Here is a 23,007-nt window from a genome sequence, read left to right as displayed (position 1 = left end):
CATACCCCCTTATTATCGATCAATCTCTTTTACTATTGCCTTTGCAAATCCATCATCTAGTACGGCGACTACTACCCTAACTTCTTTACCAATAGCTGTTCCTAACACCTCTTTATTGGCAATACTATGAAGTGGAATCTGATGTGTTTCTGCTAATTGAGTATATTTCTTTTCATTGTTGGCTGCACAGTCACCAGCGAGAAGCACCAATTTTGGTTCCTTTCTCTTTATAGCCTTTTCTACGATAAAATCACCAGAAATAACCTTACCTGCTCGTTGTGCTAAACCTAAGAGATTCAAAATTTTATCTTCATTCATGTATATCAGTGATTACTCATGCTCTTGTAAATCACGTTGTAACGCTTCGTATATTTCTTTCGATACACTATGCTTTAATGATCGTTCTAATCGTTTTGCCTTATAGGCTTGTTCAAAGCACGACATGGATTCACATAGATAGGCTCCACGTCCTGGTGCTTTACCAGTGCGATCAATACTGATGTTACCGTCTGGGCTCAAGGCTACGCGAATCAATTCACGTTTTACCTTTGGCTCACCACATCCTACACAGGTGCGCATAGGTTGGGATTTCGGTTTCATGACTATTCTCCATCCTCAGCATTGCCAAAACCCGCAAAAGGTTCTTCAGCTGCTTGAGTTTCACTCTTAATATCGATTTTCCAGTTAGTTAATTTGGCTGCTAATCGAGCATTTTGACCAGCTTTACCAATTGCTAAGGATAATTGATAATCAGGAACTACAACGTAAGAGGATTTTTCTTCTTCACTTACATCAACAGATACAACCTTTGCTGGACTCAAAGAGTTTGCGATATAAATTGCTGGATCTTCATCCCATTTAACGATATCAATCTTTTCATCATGTAACTCATCAACGATATGTTGTACACGTTGACCTTTAGGACCTACACAAGCACCTACTGGGTCAACATTTTCATCGCGGCTATAAACAGCAATCTTAGAACGCATACCTGGCTCACGAGCTACGGATTTAAGCTCTACCACACCTTCATAAATTTCTGGTACCTCTAACTCAAAGAGGCGTTTTAATAAACCAGGATGTGTGCGGGAAATCATGATTTGAGGCCCTTTCGTAGTTTTCTTAACCTCTACGATATAGCATTTAATACGATCTCCTTCGCGATATGTTTCTGTAGCAATTTGCTCAGTAGGAGGCAAGATTGCTTCTGTTTTACCTAAATCGATAAATACATTTTTACCTTCAACACGTGTAATAACGCCAGTAATAATATCGCCTTCACGGCTATAGTATTCTTCGTATACTACGCTGCGTTCAGCCTCTTTCAAACGTTGAATAAGCATTTGTTTTGCAGTATGGGCAGCACTACGGCCAAAGTTAGCTGGAGTAACATCTACTTCTACTACGTCGCCAATTTCAAAACGTTTGTCAATTTTGCGCGCTTCTAACAAGCTAATTTCTGTTTCTGGCAATTCCACAGTTTCTACTACTTGTTTTTTAGCCATTACTTTGTAAACGCCTGTTTCACGGTCAATCACAACGTACGCATCTGGATTAGATGTTGGTTCTTTGCGATATGCTTGCAACAATGCAGCCTCTAAGGATTCAAAAATAACCTCAGGAGCAAAACCTTTTTGCTTTGTAAGCACCATTACCGCTTGAATTAATTCTTGACTCACTCGTATGCCTCCATATATTAAAAATCAAGATGTAATCGAATTTGTGCAATGGCAGACCGTTCGAATGTCATGCTTTCACCATTGATAGTAAAATCGATAGTTGTGTCTGTAAAACCTTCTAATGCACCAGTAAATTGTTTACTGCCATTAATCGGTTTAAATAGTTGGATATCAACATCACGACCATTATAGCGAACCAAATCCTTATCCTTCTTAAGAACTCGATCTAGGCCTGGAGAAGATACTTCCAATAAATAGTTTTCCGTAATTGGATCTTTTTCGTCGAGCACAGCACTTAGTTTTTCGCTAACCAACTGACAGTCATCCAAATCTACACCACCTGGCTTGTCGAGATAGACACGTAAATACCAATCGCGTTCACGAACGTAATCTACATCAACTAGTTCCATTTCGGTGCCGGCTATAATACCTTCAACTACAGAGGATACAAATTCCTCTACTGCTTCTCTCTTCATAGCCATCGCCTCCTTCATTACTACATCTTGTATATATCTCTTGATTTCAAACACCTTAAAATTAGGCTAATCATAAATGAAAGAGTGGACATAAGCCCACTCTTTTAAAAGATTTATATAAAAGTCATATATAGTATATCACATTTACTGTGTATATACAAATTCTACGCTTTCTTATGGGCTTTAACCAAACATTCCCACTTAGATTATTTCATATAATATAAAATAACTCAAAAAATAGCATAGTCACACTTTACAATTATTAGTCAACCCGATCATTTAATCCTATTAATATAGGTCCTAGATGCTCACGAAGAACAGCTGTTAAATCAACTAAATTTTTAGCATCTAAATGATGGTCTATTTCAGGATAGTTTTTATAGCGAAGCTCTGCAAAGTACTCATCACGTAATTCGTTATAATATAGCAATAATCCAGTACATTCATCCATCTTACGATATTCACCGATAATAAAAGAACCATTAATCATCCGAATTCCGTGAGATGGATCAACATCACATATAAAACCTTCCAATTCTTTAGGCATGACCTCGGAAAAATCCCATTCAGGTATGCCTCGGCGACGGTATGTAAAAGTAAAGTTATTTGCTGGCTCGATTAACATATTAGTTAAACCTTTGACACAGCGATCTTGTAACCCCTTCCAGAACGATTCTAAATCAGCACGCACAAAGGAAATATCCACAAAGGAAAAGAGTGGCATTTCAATATGAACCGTATAGTCCTCTACCTCTTTATCATATAAGGCAGACCATCGCCACCCTAGATCATTTTGATAATGGAAAATAGGTACCTTTAATACCTCTTCACCTGCTGTAATGCGTTCAAGTAGCGCAGTGTAATCAGATTCATTGGATACTACTAAGGTAAATCCCACAATCTGCTGAGGCAACCATGAATAATCTAATGCTTTACAAGCTTCAATAATCGTTTCCATATAATGCCTCATATTTCTGTTGATACTGTAAAACAGCTTTTACATAGCTACGTGTTTCTGGAAATGGTATAGTATCAACCATGCCATTCCATTTATTCTCATTGAGCCAGGATTCAACATGGCCGCGTCCCGCATTATACGCAGCTAACGCCTGCACCTCATCGCCATTAAATTCTTTTAACAAATGGCCTAGATACCATGTTCCTAACTCAATATTTGTTTCAGGCTCTTTTAGCTGACGATCTGTATAATTACCATGACCAACTTGTTGAGCAACCCAACGCGCTGTATCTGGCATGAGTTGCATCAATCCAAGAGCACCTGTTTCAGACTCAGCAGTATTCTTATATTTACTTTCAGCTAAGATAACACTAGCTACCAAGGACGGTGGAACCTGTTCCTTCTCAGCTGCAGCCATCACTACATCTCTATAGTTAAAGGGGTACGCCACTTGACGCGCTAAAGGATCATCTAAATGAGCAAAATAAAACCACCCAAGTACGACGCACGATAACGCCGTTGCCGTTGCACGTTTCATAAATCCCCCTTTCTACATATAACTACTATGACATTTACCATAATCTAGCTATAACCAAATGCTAGGATACTATAATACTAAATTTCATGGGCTTATTATACCATTTAATACTATTTTTTATATACCAATTTTGACACATCTATTGTTATTATTGAGGTTTTTGTAAAAGCAGCTCTAGACGCTCACTCCAAATTGTATCTAATTTTGCGGTCAAAGCCTGAGGTGTACCATTATTATCAATGATTACATCTGCATAGGCACGTTTATCATCAAGCCGCATTTGACTATTAATGCGAGCCAAAGCATCCTCTCTGGTATATCCATTGCGACTCATTAAGCGATCTATCTGAGTAGGCTCGTTTACATAAACAAGCCAAACCTCATCCATCATGGTATACCATTCCCCCTCTATGAGTAATGGAATATCATAGATTAAAATCGGTGTATTAACCGATTCATATTGAGATGTTAGTTCCAAAATACGATTGCGAATATGTGTTTTTAAACAGCCATTTAACAATTGTCGTTTTTCTTCATTGTGAAAGACAATAGCGCCCAATGCTTCACGATTTAATGTACCATCATCATGCAGTACATTAGAACCAAAGGCATCTACAATTGCTTCTAAACCTTCAGTACCGGGCTCTACTACCTCACGAGCGACGATATCTGCATCGATATAAGGTATCCCTTTGTCCTTAAAATAGGTAAGGACTGTACTCTTGCCCGATGCAATACCACCAGTTAATCCTATTTTAAACATATATGCCTTCTATTTTTAATAAACTAATATAAAAAACTATTATTTAACTAACGCCCAATTTTCCGCATGATGTACATCTACAATAAGAGGTACTTGTAACTCCACAACAGATTGCATAGTCGTACGTAATAATTCTTCTACTGCTTCTAATTCAGAATTGACCACTTCTAATACAAGTTCGTCATGTACCTGTAATAAAAGACGAGATGTAAAGTTTCCATCTTCTAGCTTTTTCTCGACTTGGTTCATAGCCAACTTGATAATATCAGCAGCTGTGCCTTGAATTGGTGTATTCATTGCCGTACGTTCTGCAAAGGAGCGACGGTTAAAGTTACGGCTGTTAATATCAGGCAATTCACGTTGACGGCCGAACATAGTACGAACCTTACCAGTTTCATGAGCTTCTTGAACCATGCGATCCATATACTCTTTAACCTTCGGATAACGGCTAAAGTATAAATCAATATAGTTTTTAGCTTCACCCCGTGTAATACCGAGGTCACGAGACAAGCCAAAATCAGAAATACCGTAAATGATACCGAAGTTAATCGCCTTCGCATGGGAACGCTCTTCACTCGTAACATCCTCTTGAGATTTTCCTAGTACCTCCGCAGCAGTAAAACGGTGAATATCCTTGCCGTCAACGAAGGCTTTAATTAAAGCCTCATCGCCAGACAAGTGAGCTAAGATACGCAACTCAATTTGAGAGTAATCGGCACTGACCAAAGTATCGTACCCTGCACCTGGATAGAATAAGGCACGAATTTCTCTACCCTTTTCAGTACGGACAGGAATATTTTGTAAGTTAGGGTCAGAAGAGCTAAGACGTCCTGTTGCGGTAACCATTTGATTAAAGGTCGTATGAATACGCTTAGTCTTATCATTAATAAGAACCGCCAAGCCTTCACAATAGGTAGATACTAATTTTGCTACTGAACGGTATGCCAAGATTTTCTCTACAATCGGACTTTCATGACGAAGCATATCAAGTACTTCTGCATCAGTAGAATAGCCAGTCTTAGTTTTCTTAATGATTGGTAAGTTCATCTTTTCAAACAAGATAACACCCAATTGTTTAGGCGAGTTAATGTTGAAAGTTTCCCCTGCGATATCGTAAATCTCTTGCTGTACTTGTGCTAGTTCCTCTTTAAAACGAGCCGTAGTTTCAGCTAATTTTTCTGTATCAATATAAATGCCATTTTTCTCCATTACTACTAAAGTATGAATCAATGGCAACTCAATTGTTTCATATAGAGACCAAAGCTCTTCACGGCGTGCAGATTCACAAGCTACTTCGTTCATAGCGAGTAAAGCTTTTACCATAGATACGCATTCTACATCTACACTACCACTAGCAATGCTTGGCACGGAGAAACGTTCCGTTAAATATAGATAACCATAGTTAGTACGCGTAGGATCTAACAAGTACGCAAGAAGAGACATATCATGGACACGAGCAGTTTTATCATCGTTAAATAAAGAAATCTCGGCTGGTGCATCTTCACCAAAGGCTTCAATAATCTCTTTAGTTTGAGTAGTAACGAAAGCATTTGCCCCTTGTAAAACCGCTAATACAGCTTTAGTATCATCTGTTTTTACAATAGTATCACCATTAGATAAATACACATTCGTTACTGTTCTAAATGGGGTTTTACCATCTAGCACAACATGTATTGCCACCGTTTTATCTGTATAGAAATCAGAGGTTAAAGCCTTAGCATCTGCTAAATCATCTAGAGAAATTTCCTCTTGTGGAGCAAATAAAGAACCAGGATCACCAAAATCAGCTTCCTCTCCGCCCATTACTTGTACGATACGAGGCGTTAATTTAGTAAATCCCAAGGTTTCGAATAAAGGCTGTACCTCAGAGGTATGGAAATTTTGTACAAAATCTTCAACCTTGTAAGATAAGTCCATATCTGTCTTAATGGTTGCCAATTCACGAGATAAAAATGCTAAGTCTTTATTTTCTACGAGTCGCTCTTTTAATTTCTTACCGGAAATATCTTCGATATGGTCATATACGGACTCAAGATCACCGTATTCTGTAATCAATTTAAGAGCCGTTTTTTCTCCTACACCTGGTACACCTGGAATATTATCAGAGGAATCACCCATAAGGGCTTTCATTTCGATAACCTTATCAGGACCATAGCCATAGAGTTCTTCCATGTTATCAAGAGTAACCTCTAACATATCAGAAATACCTTTTTTAGTTAAGAACACGTGACTATGCTCTGTAACGAGCTGGAGATTATCGCGGTCACCAGTAATAATTTGAACAGCCATCTCTGATGTACCAAATTTCTTACTTAAAGATCCTAGAATATCGTCCCCTTCAAAGCCTTCTTCTTCAATAACACAAATACCTAAAGCTTTTAATACATCTTGAATAAGACTAAACTGTGGACGTAAATCCTCTGGTGCATCTGGACGATTGCCTTTATATTCGCTGTACATTTCAGTACGGAAAGTCTGACGACCTTTATCAAAAGCTACTGCAATATAATCAGGATTAATTTCTTCATACAATTTGATGAGCATTGTTAAAAAACCATACACTGCATTCGTTGGAGTCCCCAAAGCAGACTTCAACGGTGGTAATGCAAAAAAAGCACGGAATAACAAACTACTGCCATCTATAATCATTAATTTTTTCATAATACACCTCGCTTAATTCTATCCTTTATTATAACATAAGGGAGCTAAGTAACTTTTAAAATCAAAATAAATAACTAATTACAACACTAGCAAATATATTAATAATCTTGATTTCATAAAACAGACTTATATGCTATAGTTAAATAACAATAGAAAATGTTTTATACTTCATATTAACAAGGAAAATATTGGGCTGAAAAGTCCTTGCGTATCAATATGTGGTATGATATAATCATTCAGGTATAAGAAACGATTTTTAAGGAGGTGACTCAATTGCCAAACATTAAATCCAGTATTAGAAGCGTAAAAACGGATGCTGAACGTCGTGCGAAAAACGCCGCTGTAAAATCTCAAATCCGTACAGCAAGTCGTAAAACCGTAGAAGCTGTTCAAGCAGGCGCAGTAGAAGAAGCAAAACAAGCACTTGTTCATGCTACTAGCGTAATTGATAAAGCAGCCTCCAAAGGTGTACTTCATAAAAACACTGCAGCTCGCAAAAAATCCAACCTTGCAGCTAAAGTAAACGCTTTATAATTTTAAAAGCAAGTAAGACAGTCTCTCGGATTTCCGTTGAGGCTGTTTTTTTATGCCCTTTTTTATATAATGATTGTTTCGTTTTTTATACAGTTATATTTTATTACGCCCTATGGGCAGATTAGAGGACTATTACTATGAGAACACTATTATTAATGCGTGGTGCTCCTGCTAGTGGTAAGTCTCAGTGGATTCGTGACAACAATCTTGAGGCTTACACCTTAGAAGCCGATCATTTCCGTATGCTATTACGCAGCCCTTCCCTTGGTGAAAACGGCTGGTATATTTCACAAGAGGATAATGGTCCGGCCTGGGAACTCCTATTAGATTGCTTAGAGAAACGAATGAGCAATGGCGACTTTGTCGTTTTAGATGCTACCCACACTACATCTAAAGCTGTTAATGCATATAAAGAATTGCTTAACAAATATAAATATACTGTATATTACTACGAACCAGATACCTCATTAGAAGAATGTTTAGCTCGTAATGCTACACGAACAGATTACAAACGAGTACCTGAGCAAGTTATACAACGCATGCACAAGATGATTAAAACAACTACATTACCAAAATTTTGTAGGAAAATAAATTCTATCGATGAAATCAACAATTACTTTACTGTAAATTTAACGAATCGATATGAACGAGTGCGTGTCATCGGTGATATTCACGGCTGTTACACGGCATTACAACAAGCTATCACTCCATGGGATGAAAAAACACTGTATATCTTTTGTGGCGACTATTTGGAGCGCGGTATTGAAAATAAAGAAATGATGTACGAAATGATGCGTCTTAGTACATTGCCTAATACGATTATGTTGGAAGGTAATCACGAACGACATATTGCAAACTTTGCATTCAATTCAAACTTAGATCATTCCAAACGATTTATGAAAGAAGTAGTGGCACCTATCGTAAAAGATATGACGAAAAAAGATGTAGAATCACTTCAACGAGAATTACGCCTCTTTTATAAATCACTTCGTCAATGCTATCCTTTCAGCTTTCATGGCAAAAAATATTTAGTATCCCATGCTGGTCTTTCCTATGTACCTAACATGACCTTTATAGCTACCTCTACCTTTATAAATGGTTTTGGAGCTTACGAAACAGATATTGCTAAAATATATGATACAAATTATGAAAAAGGAATGTGTCAGGACTTTATTCAAATTCATGGTCATCGCGGTGTTCCGGATGGTAAATGTTCCTTCTGCTTAGAAGGAGAAGTAGAGTTTGGTGGAGAACTCAAATACATTGATATTACTGCAGATGCTTTTACTAAAAATGGTATTAAAAATGATGTGTACTATAAAGAGTACATGCGCCATGAATACCAAAACATGACACAACATGTCATTTTCACGCAAAATGAAGATATTAATATTTTAGGTAATTCTAAATTAGTAAAAGTAAAAAAATGCTCCCCTAACCTATATTCCTTGAACTTTACCTCACGTGTATTCCACAAACGATTATGGAATGAAAATACAGTACAGGCTCGAGGGTTATTTGTTGATCGTATGACAGGAGATGTGAAATTACGTAGTTATAATAAATTCTTTAATCTCAATGAACGACCAGAAACTGAGTTAAATAATTTAGCTAATACTCTCTCCTTCCCTGTAGAAATTCGAACTAAAGAAAATGGATACCTCGCTATTCTTGGTGTTATTAATGATGAGTTAGTCTTTGCTTCTAAATCTACTACAGAAGGTATGCACGTAGATCTGTTTAAAAATTTATTCCAAAAACTACCTACAAGCTTACAAGAAGAAATCAAAGAGTTATTAAAACGTAATAGCTGTTCTATGATGTTTGAAGTCATTAGTCAAGAAGATACACATATTATAAAATATGACCAAGACCATCTTTATGTACTTGATATGATTCAAAATACGTTAGATGTAAATGGCAAGCATATTGATGTATCTTTCTCTAGGGAGCGACTAGCAGAACTAGATTCCATCCTTAAAAAGTATGACACTCAGTTAATATCTATTGTAAAAACAATTCAACAAGTTAATACAATGGACGAACTGAATAGCATCATAAATAAGGAACTTAATTCACATCATGAGTCTGAAGGATTTGTACTAGTTGATAGCAATGGCTTTATGACAAAATTTAAAGGTCCTTATTATAATACTTGGAAGCACCGACGTAACCGGATTCTAGAACCATATCAACAAAATGGTAAAATTCCTTACGAAAACTGTAAAAACGAAGATGATAGAAAATTTGCAGATTTCTTGAGTACACTAGAATATGATGTAGTTTGTAAATCCACCTTACTAAATATAAAAGAAATGATGGAGCGTAAAGGCTTGCTATAATTAAATAAGAAATATACTTCTATAAAGTAAAAAAACGATCAACTTATGATGTACATAAGTTGGTCGTTCTTTATGATGTAACTAACTATTTTAAAGATACTACCAGTTAAAAGTATTTATTTTTAACTGGTAGTATCTCATATATAGCATATTATTTTGTTATTTTGAAATTATATCAGTGTCGTACATAGGTAATAATATAGATTCTGAACCTAAAAGTACAAAAAACATATTAGAAAATTATTTACTAAGTTTCTCTAAGAATGATGTTCCAATGCCCCATTGTTTCAGACCAAAGTTTTCTAATATAGTTTCCCCAATATCAGCAAAGGTTTTTCTATCGCCAAGGTCTATGGGGCCATCAATACGTGGACTATAACCAAGAATTGGTACTAATTCACGAGTATGATCGGTTCCCTTCCAAGTTGGATCGTTTCCATGGTCAGCGGTGATGAGTAGTAAATCGTCATCATTCAGTAATTGCAATAAGCCGCCTAGTTGGTAATCAAAGTCCTCAATAGCCCGTTTGTATCCATCTACATTTCTGCGATGACCATATAAGCTATCAAATTCAACAAGGTTAACCATCATTAGACCATGCTCAAAAGAGGAGCCAAGTAAGTATGGAACCATATTCATGCCATGGGAATTAGTCTTTGTTGGGTAGCTTTCATCCCATCCTACATGGGCATAAATATCTCCGATTTTCCCAACGGCTACGGTTGGCACACCAGCATCTTGTAACTCTTGTTGTACCATCTTTTTCTCTGGCATACGACTATAATCATGACGATTTGAGGTACGTACAAAACTGCCAAGCTCACCTACGAATGGACGTGCAATGATACGACCCACATAATAATCGCCAACGCAAACCTTATCACGGGTAATTTGACATATACGATATAGTTCCTCTAGAGGGATCACATCCTCATGGGCGGCAATTTGAAATACAGAATCTGCCGAGGTATAGATAATAGGCTTTCCGGTTTTAATATGTTCGGCCCCTAGACGTTCAATAATTTCTGTACCAGATGCTACTTCATTGCCAAGATAACCATAGCCTGTCTCTTTTGTGAAAGTATCCATTAATTCTTTTGGAAAACCTTCGTAAAAGGTTGGGAATGGAACGGTAACGTGATGCCCCATCATCTCCCAATGACCACTAGTCGTATCTTTACCAGTACTGAGCTCTGCCATGCGGCCAAAGGCACCTTTAATACTTTCACCATCATCAGAAATATCAGCAATGCGACCTAAGCCAAAAGATTTTAAATTAGGACAATGAATCTGGCCTGCCACCGCTTCAATATGGCCTAATGTATTAGAACCTTCATCACCAAATTTTGCAGCATCCACGGCGTGACCAATACCGACAGAATCCATAACTAATAGGATAATTCGTTTAAACATATATCCTCCTATTACGCACTATTATTTGAGGTACGGCATTGCAAGCATAAGCGCTGCCAAAGATTTACTATCCTTAATTTGTTCACCCTTAATTGCCTCTAATAATTCAGGCAAAGTAAAATACTCAAGCTCTACATACTCATCGGGATCCCAATTAGTTTCACCCATAGTGAGATCTTTTGCTAAATATAAATGTAATACTTCATTACAGAAACCAGGACTTGTTGCAATAGTACCTAATGGAATCCACTCGTTAGCACGATATCCTGTCTCCTCTGCTAACTCACGTTTAGCACAAGTTAGAGGCTCTTCATTAGGATCCAATTTACCTGCTGGAATTTCAAGCAAAGGCTGTTGCAGAGCATAACGGAATTGGCGCTCCATTACGATTTTATTATCTTCCGTAACAACTACAATCGCAGTTGCCCCTGGATGATGAACTACCTCTCGCCACGCTTCATTACCATTAACATCAGCTATATCATAAGTAACTTTAATTAGTTTACCATCAAATTTCATTTCGCTAGATTTTTGTATCTCTTTGCTAATTGCCATATATAATTCCTCGTATATATATAATGAATATTACCTTATAAAACTTACTCTTAATTATAGCACAAATTATGTACACAAAAATAAGGTCCTACTAGTCATAACTAGACTAATAAGAACCTTATGGAACAAAACTATATAAATATTACGCTACCTTTACATAGTCCTGTAGTACTGTATCTACAATACTACACTTTGCATCTAGCTCAGCTTTGAGTGCCGTTTCAGGATTGAGTTCTCTAGACACCACCATATCTACGATAGATTTCGAGAAACCAGATACGAGAATAACACCGCTTGGATGTACTTGTAGAGGAATTGTATTATGTGCATAGACGGATACATTCCAGAAAATTAGTCGTGGCATACTATACCCAAGGGATTCAAATTTCTGGCGACACGATTCGATAACAGTTATATTATCATCATGAGCTGTAGCCTGATCAAACTGCATATCTGAAATGATAAGGCATGATGAAGGTAACTCATCTTGAGGCAGATGATTTTTAACAGCCGTATCAAGAATTAAGTCAAAGGTTGCCTCTATATCCGTATTGCTATAATCGTCAAAGCGATGCAATCGTCTTAGCTTATCTCGTAATGTTTGACACATCGAAATATCTACCATTTGAGGCCGATTGCTAAAGGTAATAAATCGATTTTTAAAGGATTCATTCTTATTATGTTGCGCACAGTACAATGCAATCGAATCTGCTACGCTAAGTGCGGTAACGGAACTATTACCAGATAGTTGTTGCCCCATAGATCCAGACCCGTCGCGTATAACTAAGATATCGTCATAATCCTTAGGAGATTCTTGGGCATTCCATAATTGCTCTAATGTTTCGTCATATGGATTTAGACTACTGTCCCAGCAACTATCCGCCTTTACGTATGCTTGTACAATATCATACAAGAACATAGAGCTTGCATTAATCTTAACTGAGTCGTCTCCCTTTTCTAATGATGCAAGATACACCTGGCGACGTTCTTCATCATGTTTTAAGAAAGCATTACGATATTTAAGATTTGCCTTAGAGGGTACATGATTATAATTAATATCATTCCATTGGTTAAGGGATGCCTTTCTATCCACAACCGCTAAATATTCGCGTAACCTAGACAAGGTTTTACGGTATTCACGTGCACTTAAATGTAACAAGGATTGCAAAATAACTGCCTCAGAACGCTTCTCCTTAGAGGATGTATTATTGGATGGCATCCATTTTGCTAATAAGCTAATAGAGTCGCCGAGACTACAACCAATAACATCACGTCTAAACTGATTGGAAATTACTTCTCCTAGCCCATCATATAAGATAGTACTCGTCGTATCAAAGAAAATGCGCAACACATCATCCCAACGACCATAGTTCCACAATTCAGTGCCGATGATAAACTGCAATGCCATCTCTGGATGTAAATCACCTATTTTAGTGAGCATCATACGGAATATATCTCGCTCGCCAAGACCTAGCTTAATATGGCGTGCATACATAAGCCATTTCATAGTATAAAGAGGATCTTCCTCATAGGATGTAATGAATAGACGTAACGACTCTACAGCATCCATAGTACGATCATTACTATAAAAATGACTGTTATGTTTACTTTTACCATAGAAATCAACAGCAGCCTGACGCAATACAGGCACAGAGAAATTAAGGTCCACCAAAGGGCTACCACTTGTACGATATGCTGTACCATCATTCGCAGTATAAGATTTTTCATTATTTGTTAAAGCGTTCATAAATGTATTCATAGTTCCTATCTCCTTAGCATATAAAAAACCGCTCCAGATTATCACAACGTAAATTTTGAAAGCAAAATAAACAAGACAACCATAAGCGGTTACAATACAAAGTTCAAGACAATTACTAACCTCACTGAGGCTAAGGTTAACTAGACACGGAACTCTAGACCAAGGGGTCTCCAAATCTACTTTTTTGGTTATTTAATCAAAGGATTGCTGATAGTGTCTAACCTTATGAATCGTTTATGAACGATAACTATGAAATTATACTAGATTCTATACTCATCTTAATCAAGCTATTTATGTTATAGAATTGCTGTTAGAATCTAAGTCTTTCTGTTCAATATGTCGGTGATATCTTTCACCTGATGATGTAATTATAATACACGCATCCGTGTGTGTCAATAATTATTTTTAAAATTTTTACACATAAAAAAACCGCCCAACTTTTGTTGAGCGGCTTTCACCATTCTATTCAGAATCGTATTTAGTTTACATAGTCCCAGTGCTACCAATACCACCAGTACGTACGCCTGTTGCATCGTCATCGTTAGTGATAAGGTATTTAGAGAAAATGCCTTGGGCCACGCGTTCGCCTTTTTCAAGGGAAACTGGTTCATTACCATAATTGAGTAACGCGATCATGATATGACCTTCGTTGTCCTCATTATTATAGTAATCACTGTCGATGATACCTGTGCTATTCACAAGTGCTAGATGTCGTTTAATGGCCATGCTAGAACGAATGTGAATGGCAAGGTATTCATCGTATGCCATGAAAGCTTTAATACCTGTAGGCACTAATACTACTTGACCTGGTTCTAAAGTAACAGCTTCAGCGCATTCAATATCATATCCTGCGCTTTCTGTTGTTTTACGTGTTGGTAAATTGATATCTTGTTCTTCAAAAGCAGAAACTACTTCAAAGCCACGAATATCCATGTAACACCTCTTATTTTAAACAATCTTTACGGGACAAGTTGATACGGCCTTGTTTATCGATTTCGATAACTTTTACCATAATCTCATCGCCTACATTTACTACATCTTCTACATTTTCAACGCGTTCTTTCGCAAGTTTGGAAATGTGTACAAGACCTTCTTTACCTGGTAATACTTCTACAAAAGCACCGAATGCCATCAAACGAGTTACTTTACCAAGGTATACTTCACCTACTTCAACTTCTTTAGTAAGGTTTTCAATGATTTGTTGTGCTTTAGCAGCACCATCTTGATCTACAGAAGCGATAAATACTGTGCCATCATCTTCAATGTCGATTTTTGCACCTGTTTCGTCAATGATACCACGAATTACTTTACCGCCAGAACCAATTACATCGCGAATCTTATCTGGATCAATTTTCATTGTAATAATACGTGGAGCGTATTGAGACATTTGTTGACGTGGTTCAGCAATTGTATCAAGCATGATACCCATGATATGCATACGGCCTTTATGAGCTTGTTCTAATGCTTCATGAAGGATTTCACGGGATAAGCCGGAAATTTTGATATCCATTTGAATTGCTGTTACACCTTTTGCTGTACCAGCCACTTTAAAGTCCATGTCGCCAAGAGCATCTTCCATGCCTTGGATATCAGTTAAGATTGTGTAGTGTTCACCTTGCGTTACAAGACCCATAGCGATACCAGCGACAGGAGCTTTAATAGGTACACCAGCATCCATCAAAGATAATGTGGAACCACATACGGATGCCATGGAGCTAGAACCGTTAGATTCTAACACTTCAGATACTAAACGCAATGCATATGGAAATTCTTCTTCACTAGGAATAACAGGTACTAATGCACGTTCAGCCAACGCACCATGGCCAATTTCACGACGACCAGGACCACGGGAAGAACGAGTTTCCCCTACGGAGAAGGATGGGAAATTGTAATGATGAATATAACGTTTTTCTGTTTCTAAACCAATGCCATCAATTGTTTGAGTTTCAGACAATGGAGCTACAGTAGCAACGTTCAACACTTGTGTTTGACCACGAGTAAATAAGCCAGAACCATGTGTACGAGGTAATACACCTGTACGGCAAGAGATAGGACGCACTTCATCAAGTTTACGGCCATCTGGACGAATTTTTTCAACAGTGATCATATGACGTACGATTTCTTTTGTCATAGCATCAAATGCTTTATTTACATCGCCCAAGTTATCTGGGTAGATTTCTTCAAAGTGTGCTAATACATCTGCACGCACTTCACTTTCTTGTGCATCACGTTGTTGTTTATCTGCACAACGTACTGCTGCATCAAGTTTATCATGACCATACGCACGAACTGCATCAGCAATTTCAGCTGGCACGTCTTTACTTTCAAATACGCGTTTTTCCTTGCCCACTTTTGCTTTCATATCTTCTTGGAAAGCTACGATTTTTTTAATTTCTTCATGAGCTGCCATAATGACTTCAAGAATAGTTTCTTCTGGAACCTCTTGAGCACCACCTTCAACCATGAGGATAGCATCTTTTGTACCAGCTACAACAATGTTAAGGTCTGTTGCTTCTAATTGTTCTTTTGTTGGGTTTACAACAAATTCACCGTTGATACGACCCATGCGAACGCCTGCAATAGGACCGTTCCAAGGAATATCAGAAATAGATAAAGCAGCGGAAGCGCCAATCATACCACAGATTGCTGGATCACAATCTTGATCTACGGACATAACTGTTGCTACTACGTGTACTTCATTACGTACACCTTTATCAAATAATGGACGAATAGGACGGTCAATCAAACGGCTATTCAAGATCGCAGATTCAGGTGGACGTGCTTCACGTTTAATAAAACCACCTGGTAAACGACCAACAGCGTACATTTTTTCTTCGTAGTCTACTGTAAGTGGGAAGAAATCGATATCCTTCGCCTCTTTAGAACCTGTAGCGGTAACGAGTACACGAGTATCGCCATAACCAACCATTACGGCACCGCCAGCTTGTTTTGCAAGTTCCCCAGTCTCGATCGTAAGCGTACGACCAGCTAGGTCCATTTGGAATTTTTCCATTCCTATTCCTCCTAAAAATCTTCTTATATGTATACCTTCTTATTATATATCATCAGTTAAAAATAAGCTATTTTTTAACCTTATTAAAAGCAACTAGCACAAATAAAAAAGGACAGAGTAGCCGCTCTGTCCTTTTTTTGTGTTGCCACAATTGAATATCGGCATTCGTTTCCCTTTGCCTAAAGTTATTATAACATAAAGAAATAAAATAAAAAAGCCGTCCAATAGGACGGCTAATTTTATTATTTACGAAGACCAAGACGTTCGATAAGGGAACGGTAACGTTCGATATCTTTACGACGAAGGTAGTCAAGCATGTTACGGCGTTGACCAACTAATTTCAACAAACCACGACGGGAATGATGGTCTTTTTTGTGTTCTTTCAAGTGATCTGTTAAGTATTGGATGCGGCTTGTTAAAATCGCAACTTGTACTTCTGGAGAACCAGTGTCACCTTCATGAGTAGCGTATTCTTTAATTACTGCTAATTTAGCTTCTGTAGTTAACATTAATGTTACCTCCTAAAAAAATAAATAATCCCGATAAGCTTAAGTAACCGTTGGAGATTCGAATACTTCGCTTACGATATGTCTTACGACCTTATTTAGTATACAGTATCTACCTTATCTTGTAAAGAATAAATACAGTAAATAAACAAAAGAGGGCTTGTGCCCTCTTCTATTATTTCGCACCTAGCACCATACGGTCGCTCAATGCATTTTCCCCAGCTACTTCAAATTTTTGTAATAAATCGGCAACTGTTAATTTTTTCTTTTCTTCCCCTTTTACATCATAGATGATGCGACCAGCATCCATCATGATGAGGCGATTACCAAAGCGCAATGCATCACGCATATTATGGGTAATCATAAGAGTCGTTAAGTTATGTTCTGCCACGAGTTTATCTGTTAATTGCAAAACATTTTCTGCCGTCTTAGGGTCAAGAGCCGCTGTATGTTCGTCTAGCAATAAAAGTTCAGGACGAAGCATAGTAGCCATCAACAATGTAATGGATTGGCGTTGACCACCAGATAACAAGCCCATTCGAGCAGATAAGCGGTCTTCAAGGCCTAAACCTAATAGTGCAAGGCGTTCTTTAAAGAAAGCTTGTTCGCTATCTTTGAAAGCCCATTTAAGACCTAAGTTTTTACCACGGCGCATAGCAAGGATCAAATTTTCCTCAATTTGCATATTACCTGCCGTACCAACCATAGGGTCTTGGAATACACGGCCAATGTATTTAGCACGTTTGTATTCCGGCATTTTAGTGACATCAATATCATTGATTGTAATGGAGCCTTCATCTACAGGGAATACACCAGCGATGGAGTTTAGCAACGTACTTTTACCAGCACCATTACCACCGATTACAGTACAAAAATCGCCTTCTTCTAAACGAAGATCAATACCTTGAAGAGCAGTTTTTTCATTGATTGTGCCCTTAAAGAAGGTTTTTACCATATTTTTTACTTCTAACATAGTGTCCTCCTTAACGAGCCAACCATTTTGCTTTCAATGTAGGCAAGGAAAGCGCGATGGCAACAAGAATAGCAGTGAATAATTTCAAATCGTTTGGTGGCATACCCATATAGAGTACAGCCGCAATAACGATACGATATACGATAGAACCAAGTACTACAGCGATGAGGCTACGTACAAAGGATTTTGTACCAAATACTACCTCACCGATAATTACAGAAGCCAAACCAATTACGATGGTACCAATACCCATACCTACGTCGGCAAAGCCTTGGAATTGGCCAATCAATGCACCAGACATACCAACAAAACCATTGGAAATCAAAAGACCTAAAACGATCATGTTGTCTGTGTTTACGCCTTGGGCACGAATCATTTGAGGGTTAACACCTGTTGCACGTAATGCTGTACCAATTTCAGTACCGAAGAACCAGAATAGTAATAAGCAAACTACAACAGCTACGATGATACCTACGATAGCTGCAGACCACATATTTGCTGTATGAAGTACACTACCGATAATTGTATAAATTGTATCCATACGAAGCAAAGATACGTTAGCTTTACCCATAATATGAAGATTAATGGAGTATAAAGCAATCATTGTTAAGATACCAGCGAGCAACGCAGGAATCTTTAATTTTGTATGAATCCAACCTGTCACGGCACCTGCGGCCATACCACCAATGCCGGCAATCAAGATAGATAAGATTGGGTTCATACCACTAGTAATTAAAATTGCAGAAATGGCCGCCCCCATTGGAAACGTACCTTCTACGGTTAAGTCAGCCACATCTAATACACGGAAGGTGATGAAAACACCAACCGCTAACAAAGACCATAAAAGGCCGGTTGTTATGGTGCCTACCACTAAATCTAACATCAAAATCTCCTCTATTGTTTCATATCTTTACGAAGTGCTTCAGGAATTGTGATACCTAATTTTTTAGCACGTTCTTCGTTAACAGTTAACTTAATATCTTTTTGTGTTTCAATGGCTAAATCAGAAATTTTAGCTTCACCAGAAAGCACTTTGGCAGCCATTAAACCAGTTTGATAGCCTAATTTATAGTAGTCAACAGAATATGTTGCTACACCACCAGTCATTGTCATACCTTCATCGGCAGCAAATACTGGAATTTTAGCTGCATCAGTAATTTGAGCTAAGTTAGCCATAGCTGATGCTAATACATTATCAGTTGGTGTATAAATAGCTTGTACATCTTGGTTCACAAGATTTGTAGCCGCTTGTTGGATATCATTTACGTTAGATACAGTTGCTTCTACAACAGTGATACCTTTAGTAGCTGCATAGGCTTTCATTTTTTCAACTTGAAGTTGGGAATTGATTTCAGAAGATGTGTAAATAGCACCAATACGTTTTACATTTGGTACTAACGCAATAATAAGATCAACCTCTTTTTCTACAGGTGTCATATCAGATGTACCAGAAACATTACCACCTGGATGTTCGTTAGATTGAACAAGTTTTGCTGTAACGTAGTCTGTAATAGCAGTACCCATGATAGGAATATCATGAGATGCGTTTGCCATAGTTTGTGCAGCTGGCGTTGCAATCGCCAATACTAAATCCTTTTTATCAGATACAAAACGTTGAGCAATACTATTTAAATTAGATTGGTCAGCTTGAGCATTTTGTTGGTCTAATTTGATGTTTTCCCCATCTTTATAACCTTTAGATGCAAGGCCATCAACAAAGCCTTTATTCGCGGCATCAAGAGATGGATGTTCTACCAATTGAATAACGCCGATTTTCTTTTGATCATTAGTTGCTGTATTGGAACCGCAACCAGCTACCACAGCCATAATAGAGATAGCACTAAGTGCTACTGCAATACCTTTTTTCCAATTCATATGTAACTCCTTACCAGTTCTGTATTAAATCATAGTTGCTTTGTTCATCAATTCTTCTGGTAATGTGATGCCCAATTTTTGTAATTTATCTTTATTAACAACTAATTTAAATTCTTTTTGCATTTCAATAGGCATATCTTCAATTTTAGCTTCACCAGTTAAAATTTTAGCTGCCATTAAACCTGTTTGGTATCCAAGTTTGTAGTAATCTACGGACAAGGACATTACAGCACCACCTTTTACGTGGTTATCTTCGCCGCCAAACACAGGAATTTTTGCTGGGTCGGTAATCGCTACAAGATTGCTCATCGCAGAAGCTACTACATTATCTGTTGGCACATAAATTGCGTCTACATGTTGAGACACAAGATTTTGTGCTGCTTGTTGAATATCGTTTACATTAGAAACTGTAACCTCTTCAACCTTAATACCTTTTGTAGCTGCGTAAGCTTTCATTTTCTCAACCTGAATTTGAGAGTTTACTTCACTAGAGCTATAAATAGTACCGATAGTTTTTGCGTTCGGCAATACTTGTAAAATTAAATCAACTTGTTGTTCTACTGGATTCATATCAGATGTACCAGATACATTACCACCTGGTTTTTCATTAGATTTAACAAGTTTTGCCGCTTCGTAGTCAGTAATAGCAGTACCCAAGATTGGGATATCATGAGTTGCATTCGCCATAGATTGAGCTGCAGGTGTTGCAATCGCTAAGATTAAGTTTTTACGATCAGAAACAAAACGCTGTGCAATACTGTTCAAATTAGATTGATCAGCTTGTGCATTTTGTTGGTCAAAGGTAATTTTATCTGCCAAGCCTTTTTCTTTCAAAGCATCAACAAAACCTTTATTTGCTGCATCAAGTGCAGGATGTTCAACCAGTTGTACTACGCCAACCTTGTATTCACCATTAGATGTTGTTCCATTTGAGCCACAGCCTGTAAATGCCATCAATGCTGCCGCCGTGAGCGCTAGGGCAATACCTTTTTTTAAATTCATGGGGATTTCCTTCCTATCTGCAATGACTATAATACATCTATTATAAACAAATTTCTTTACTACATCAATGTAGCAGATTAAAGTATTTTACATTTGTCCATTTATAGAACACATTAAGATATGAAATCCTCTTATTTTTCGAGAGATGCTAACATGTCTTCTGTTAAATCATTAGCTGCTAAAATGTAGTCTTTAAGGGTCCCCTTATCAAGTGCTACCTTCATAACAGGTACTTCAAATGGATCGAGAATGACACACATTAAAATTTCACCCGTTACATAATAACCAACTACAGCTTCCCCTTCATCAGGATCTAAAGTTTCACGCTTTACCGTTACACAGTATGGTTTCATGACCTGTGCTGCAGCTTCTGCTACTTCTTCACGATTAGCAATATATTCTTCAGCCTTTGTTTCAGGAATATCAAAGATATCGACCTTTACAGTCTTAACCTCTGTTGCCTCTCCCTTCGCTGCCTCTATGGCTGCGCCTAAATCTGTTTGATTCATATATACCTCACATAGAATGGACTTTCACCATTGGTGAAAGCCCCATAATTTTAGATTGACTCATCAGCTGCATTTAAGAATGCCACATAGCATTGTTTTGCTTCGTAAATATCCGCCTTAGATGTAACCTCCCATGGAGCATGCATACTAAGCACAGCCACACCACAGTCGATAACATTCATACCGTATAAGGCCATGATATAAGCAATGGTACCACCACCGCCGAGATCAACCTTGCCAAGTTCAGCTGTTTGATATGTTACATTGTTAGATTCCATGACACGACGAATAAAGCCCATATATTCAGCATTCGCATCATTAGAACCAGCTTTACCACGAGAGCCTGTAAATTTATTAAATACAACCCCCATACCTAAGTAAGATGCATTTTTCTTTTCGAATGCAGATGCATATAAAGGATCATAGCCAGCACTAACATCAGAAGATAACATACGAGAATTTTCCAAGGTCCGTCGTACACTTACAGAATTAGGTTTACCCATAAGTGTGAGAACTTCTGCTACTGCATTTTCATAGAAACGAGATTGCATACCAGTGGCGCCTACAGAACCGATTTCTTCTTTATCTACAAGCAAGCAACAAGTACTACGTTTAACATTGTCTACTTCAAGCATAGCCACTAAAGATGTGTATGCGCATACGCGATCGTCTTGACCATAGGCCATAACCATGGAACGATCAAAGCCCATATCACGCGCCTTACCTGCTGGTACAATTTCAAGCTCTGCAGATAATAAATCACGTTCTACAAAACCATATTCTTTTTCAAGAAGGTTGTTAATAAATTTAGTAACCCCTTCTTTTTCTTCATCTTTTACAGGACGACTGCCTATGAGTAAATCAAGGGCTTCCCCTTCAATTACCTTAGCTGCATTCTTTTGCATTTGCTCTTGTCCCAAATGCGGTAACAAGTCTGTAATACAGAATACAGGATCATTTTCGTTATCCCCAATATTGATGTTGATACGAGTACCATCTGTTTTTACTACAACGCCATGAATAGCAAGAGGCATCGCAACCCAATGGTATTTTTTAATGCCTCCATAGTAATGAGTATCCCAAAATACAAGATTGCTATCTTCATATTGTGGGTTTTGTTTTACATCGATACGTGGAGAGTCAATATGAGCACCTAAGATATTCATACCCAATTCAATATCATCAGTACCAATATTAAATAAAGCAATGGATTTATCCATATGTGTGTAATAAAGCTTGTCTCCTGCTTTAATTGGCGTATTGGATTTAATAATATCTTTTAAATTTACATATCCTTTTGCTTCTGCAAATTCAACAGCTTGTACAACGCATTCACGTTCTGTTTTACCATTATCTAAAAATTGGCGATATGTATCACTTAAGGCATATACCTTTTCCATTGTGGCATCATCATAATTATGCCAAGCATATTTGCGTTCCATAATCTATCC

22 protein-coding genes are annotated in these 23,007 nt (G+C 37.6%); 2 read left to right on the top strand and 20 right to left on the bottom strand.

The window, feature by feature from the left end; translation table 11 throughout:
- Window positions 1-12 precede the first annotated feature (12 nt).
- The 8 genes from VCHSUH04_RS04340 to polA form a co-directional block, all read right to left on the bottom strand.
- Complete coding sequence (locus tag VCHSUH04_RS04340; protein WP_105085511.1) at window positions 13-318, bottom strand: ribosomal L7Ae/L30e/S12e/Gadd45 family protein; 306 nt, start codon at window positions 316-318, stop codon at window positions 13-15.
- A gap of 12 nt (window positions 319-330) precedes the next feature.
- The gene (gene rnpM, locus VCHSUH04_RS04335; RefSeq protein ID WP_105085510.1) at window positions 331-600 is read right to left on the bottom strand and encodes an RNase P modulator RnpM; all 270 of its coding nucleotides are present in this window, start codon (window positions 598-600) and stop codon (window positions 331-333) included.
- A 2-nt stretch (window positions 601-602) separates the two neighbouring features.
- Window positions 603-1,679: a transcription termination factor NusA gene (nusA, locus tag VCHSUH04_RS04330; RefSeq protein ID WP_105085509.1), complete on the bottom strand. Its 1,077-nt coding sequence runs from the start codon at window positions 1,677-1,679 to the stop codon at window positions 603-605.
- Window positions 1,680-1,696: 17 nt separating this feature from the next.
- Entirely contained in the window at window positions 1,697-2,155 is a 459-nt protein-coding gene (gene rimP / locus VCHSUH04_RS04325; RefSeq protein ID WP_105085508.1) for a ribosome maturation factor RimP, read from the bottom strand.
- 262 nt (window positions 2,156-2,417) lie between these two features.
- A complete protein-coding gene (locus VCHSUH04_RS04320) occupies window positions 2,418-3,113 on the bottom strand; it encodes a hypothetical protein (protein ID WP_105085507.1) in 696 nt (231 codons plus the stop codon).
- The gene (locus tag VCHSUH04_RS04315; protein WP_105085506.1) at window positions 3,097-3,651 is read right to left on the bottom strand and encodes a lytic transglycosylase domain-containing protein; all 555 of its coding nucleotides are present in this window, start codon (window positions 3,649-3,651) and stop codon (window positions 3,097-3,099) included. The genes VCHSUH04_RS04320 and VCHSUH04_RS04315 overlap by 17 nt, the downstream gene beginning before the upstream one ends.
- Window positions 3,652-3,799: 148 nt before the next feature.
- Window positions 3,800-4,414 carry a dephospho-CoA kinase gene (gene coaE / locus VCHSUH04_RS04310; protein ID WP_105085505.1) on the bottom strand — a complete coding sequence of 205 codons (615 nt, stop codon included), beginning with the start codon at window positions 4,412-4,414 and terminating at the stop codon, window positions 3,800-3,802.
- A gap of 39 nt (window positions 4,415-4,453) precedes the next feature.
- A complete protein-coding gene (polA, locus tag VCHSUH04_RS04305; protein WP_105085504.1) occupies window positions 4,454-7,075 on the bottom strand; it encodes a DNA polymerase I in 2,622 nt (873 codons plus the stop codon).
- Between the two features lie 273 nt (window positions 7,076-7,348).
- On the opposite strand from polA, the gene rpsT reads away from it, so the two are divergent.
- Together rpsT and VCHSUH04_RS04295 are read left to right on the top strand one after the other, a co-directional pair.
- Window positions 7,349-7,609: a 30S ribosomal protein S20 gene (gene rpsT / locus VCHSUH04_RS04300; protein ID WP_009351773.1), complete on the top strand. Its 261-nt coding sequence runs from the start codon at window positions 7,349-7,351 to the stop codon at window positions 7,607-7,609.
- Between the two features lie 137 nt (window positions 7,610-7,746).
- Window positions 7,747-9,951, top strand: a complete 2,205-nt coding sequence (locus VCHSUH04_RS04295) for an RNA ligase (protein WP_105085503.1) — start codon at window positions 7,747-7,749, stop codon at window positions 9,949-9,951.
- Window positions 9,952-10,191: 240 nt separating this feature from the next.
- Here the strand turns inward: VCHSUH04_RS04295 and VCHSUH04_RS04290 are convergent, their stop codons facing one another.
- The 12 genes from VCHSUH04_RS04290 to VCHSUH04_RS04235 all read right to left on the bottom strand — a co-directional run bounded on the left by VCHSUH04_RS04290 (window position 10,192) and on the right by VCHSUH04_RS04235 (window position 22,998).
- Window positions 10,192-11,364, bottom strand: coding sequence for a phosphopentomutase (locus tag VCHSUH04_RS04290; protein WP_105085502.1), 1,173 nt, complete (start codon window positions 11,362-11,364; stop codon window positions 10,192-10,194).
- Between the two features lie 21 nt (window positions 11,365-11,385).
- Window positions 11,386-11,919: an NUDIX hydrolase gene (locus VCHSUH04_RS04285; RefSeq protein WP_105085501.1), complete on the bottom strand. Its 534-nt coding sequence runs from the start codon at window positions 11,917-11,919 to the stop codon at window positions 11,386-11,388.
- 142 nt (window positions 11,920-12,061) lie between these two features.
- Window positions 12,062-13,678 carry a DUF2828 family protein gene (locus VCHSUH04_RS04280; RefSeq protein WP_105085500.1) on the bottom strand — a complete coding sequence of 539 codons (1,617 nt, stop codon included), beginning with the start codon at window positions 13,676-13,678 and terminating at the stop codon, window positions 12,062-12,064.
- Window positions 13,679-14,161: 483 nt separating this feature from the next.
- Window positions 14,162-14,611 carry a dUTP diphosphatase gene (gene dut / locus VCHSUH04_RS04275; protein WP_105085499.1) on the bottom strand — a complete coding sequence of 150 codons (450 nt, stop codon included), beginning with the start codon at window positions 14,609-14,611 and terminating at the stop codon, window positions 14,162-14,164.
- Window positions 14,612-14,621: 10 nt separating this feature from the next.
- On the bottom strand, window positions 14,622-16,691 hold the full coding sequence (locus tag VCHSUH04_RS04270) for a polyribonucleotide nucleotidyltransferase (RefSeq protein WP_105085498.1): 2,070 nt from the start codon (window positions 16,689-16,691) through the stop codon (window positions 14,622-14,624).
- A gap of 242 nt (window positions 16,692-16,933) precedes the next feature.
- Window positions 16,934-17,200 carry a 30S ribosomal protein S15 gene (gene rpsO, locus VCHSUH04_RS04265; RefSeq protein ID WP_005386879.1) on the bottom strand — a complete coding sequence of 89 codons (267 nt, stop codon included), beginning with the start codon at window positions 17,198-17,200 and terminating at the stop codon, window positions 16,934-16,936.
- A 172-nt stretch (window positions 17,201-17,372) separates the two neighbouring features.
- On the bottom strand, window positions 17,373-18,170 hold the full coding sequence (locus tag VCHSUH04_RS04260; RefSeq protein ID WP_024066235.1) for an ABC transporter ATP-binding protein: 798 nt from the start codon (window positions 18,168-18,170) through the stop codon (window positions 17,373-17,375).
- A gap of 10 nt (window positions 18,171-18,180) precedes the next feature.
- Window positions 18,181-19,053: an ABC transporter permease gene (locus tag VCHSUH04_RS04255; protein WP_024066234.1), complete on the bottom strand. Its 873-nt coding sequence runs from the start codon at window positions 19,051-19,053 to the stop codon at window positions 18,181-18,183.
- An 11-nt stretch (window positions 19,054-19,064) separates the two neighbouring features.
- Window positions 19,065-20,045: an ABC transporter substrate-binding protein gene (locus VCHSUH04_RS04250; RefSeq protein WP_105085497.1), complete on the bottom strand. Its 981-nt coding sequence runs from the start codon at window positions 20,043-20,045 to the stop codon at window positions 19,065-19,067.
- A gap of 24 nt (window positions 20,046-20,069) precedes the next feature.
- Complete coding sequence (locus tag VCHSUH04_RS04245; protein ID WP_105085496.1) at window positions 20,070-21,047, bottom strand: ABC transporter substrate-binding protein; 978 nt, start codon at window positions 21,045-21,047, stop codon at window positions 20,070-20,072.
- Window positions 21,048-21,178: 131 nt separating this feature from the next.
- On the bottom strand, window positions 21,179-21,556 hold the full coding sequence (locus tag VCHSUH04_RS04240) for a hypothetical protein (RefSeq protein WP_024066231.1): 378 nt from the start codon (window positions 21,554-21,556) through the stop codon (window positions 21,179-21,181).
- A 50-nt stretch (window positions 21,557-21,606) separates the two neighbouring features.
- A complete protein-coding gene (locus tag VCHSUH04_RS04235) occupies window positions 21,607-22,998 on the bottom strand; it encodes an aminopeptidase (RefSeq protein WP_105085495.1) in 1,392 nt (463 codons plus the stop codon).
- Window positions 22,999-23,007 lie beyond the last annotated feature (9 nt).

This window comes from Veillonella sp. T14073-2 (assembly GCF_002959875.1).
Classification (GTDB): Bacteria; Bacillota; Negativicutes; order Veillonellales; family Veillonellaceae; genus Veillonella; species Veillonella infantium.
This window is presented reverse-complemented; position numbering and strand designations above follow the sequence as displayed.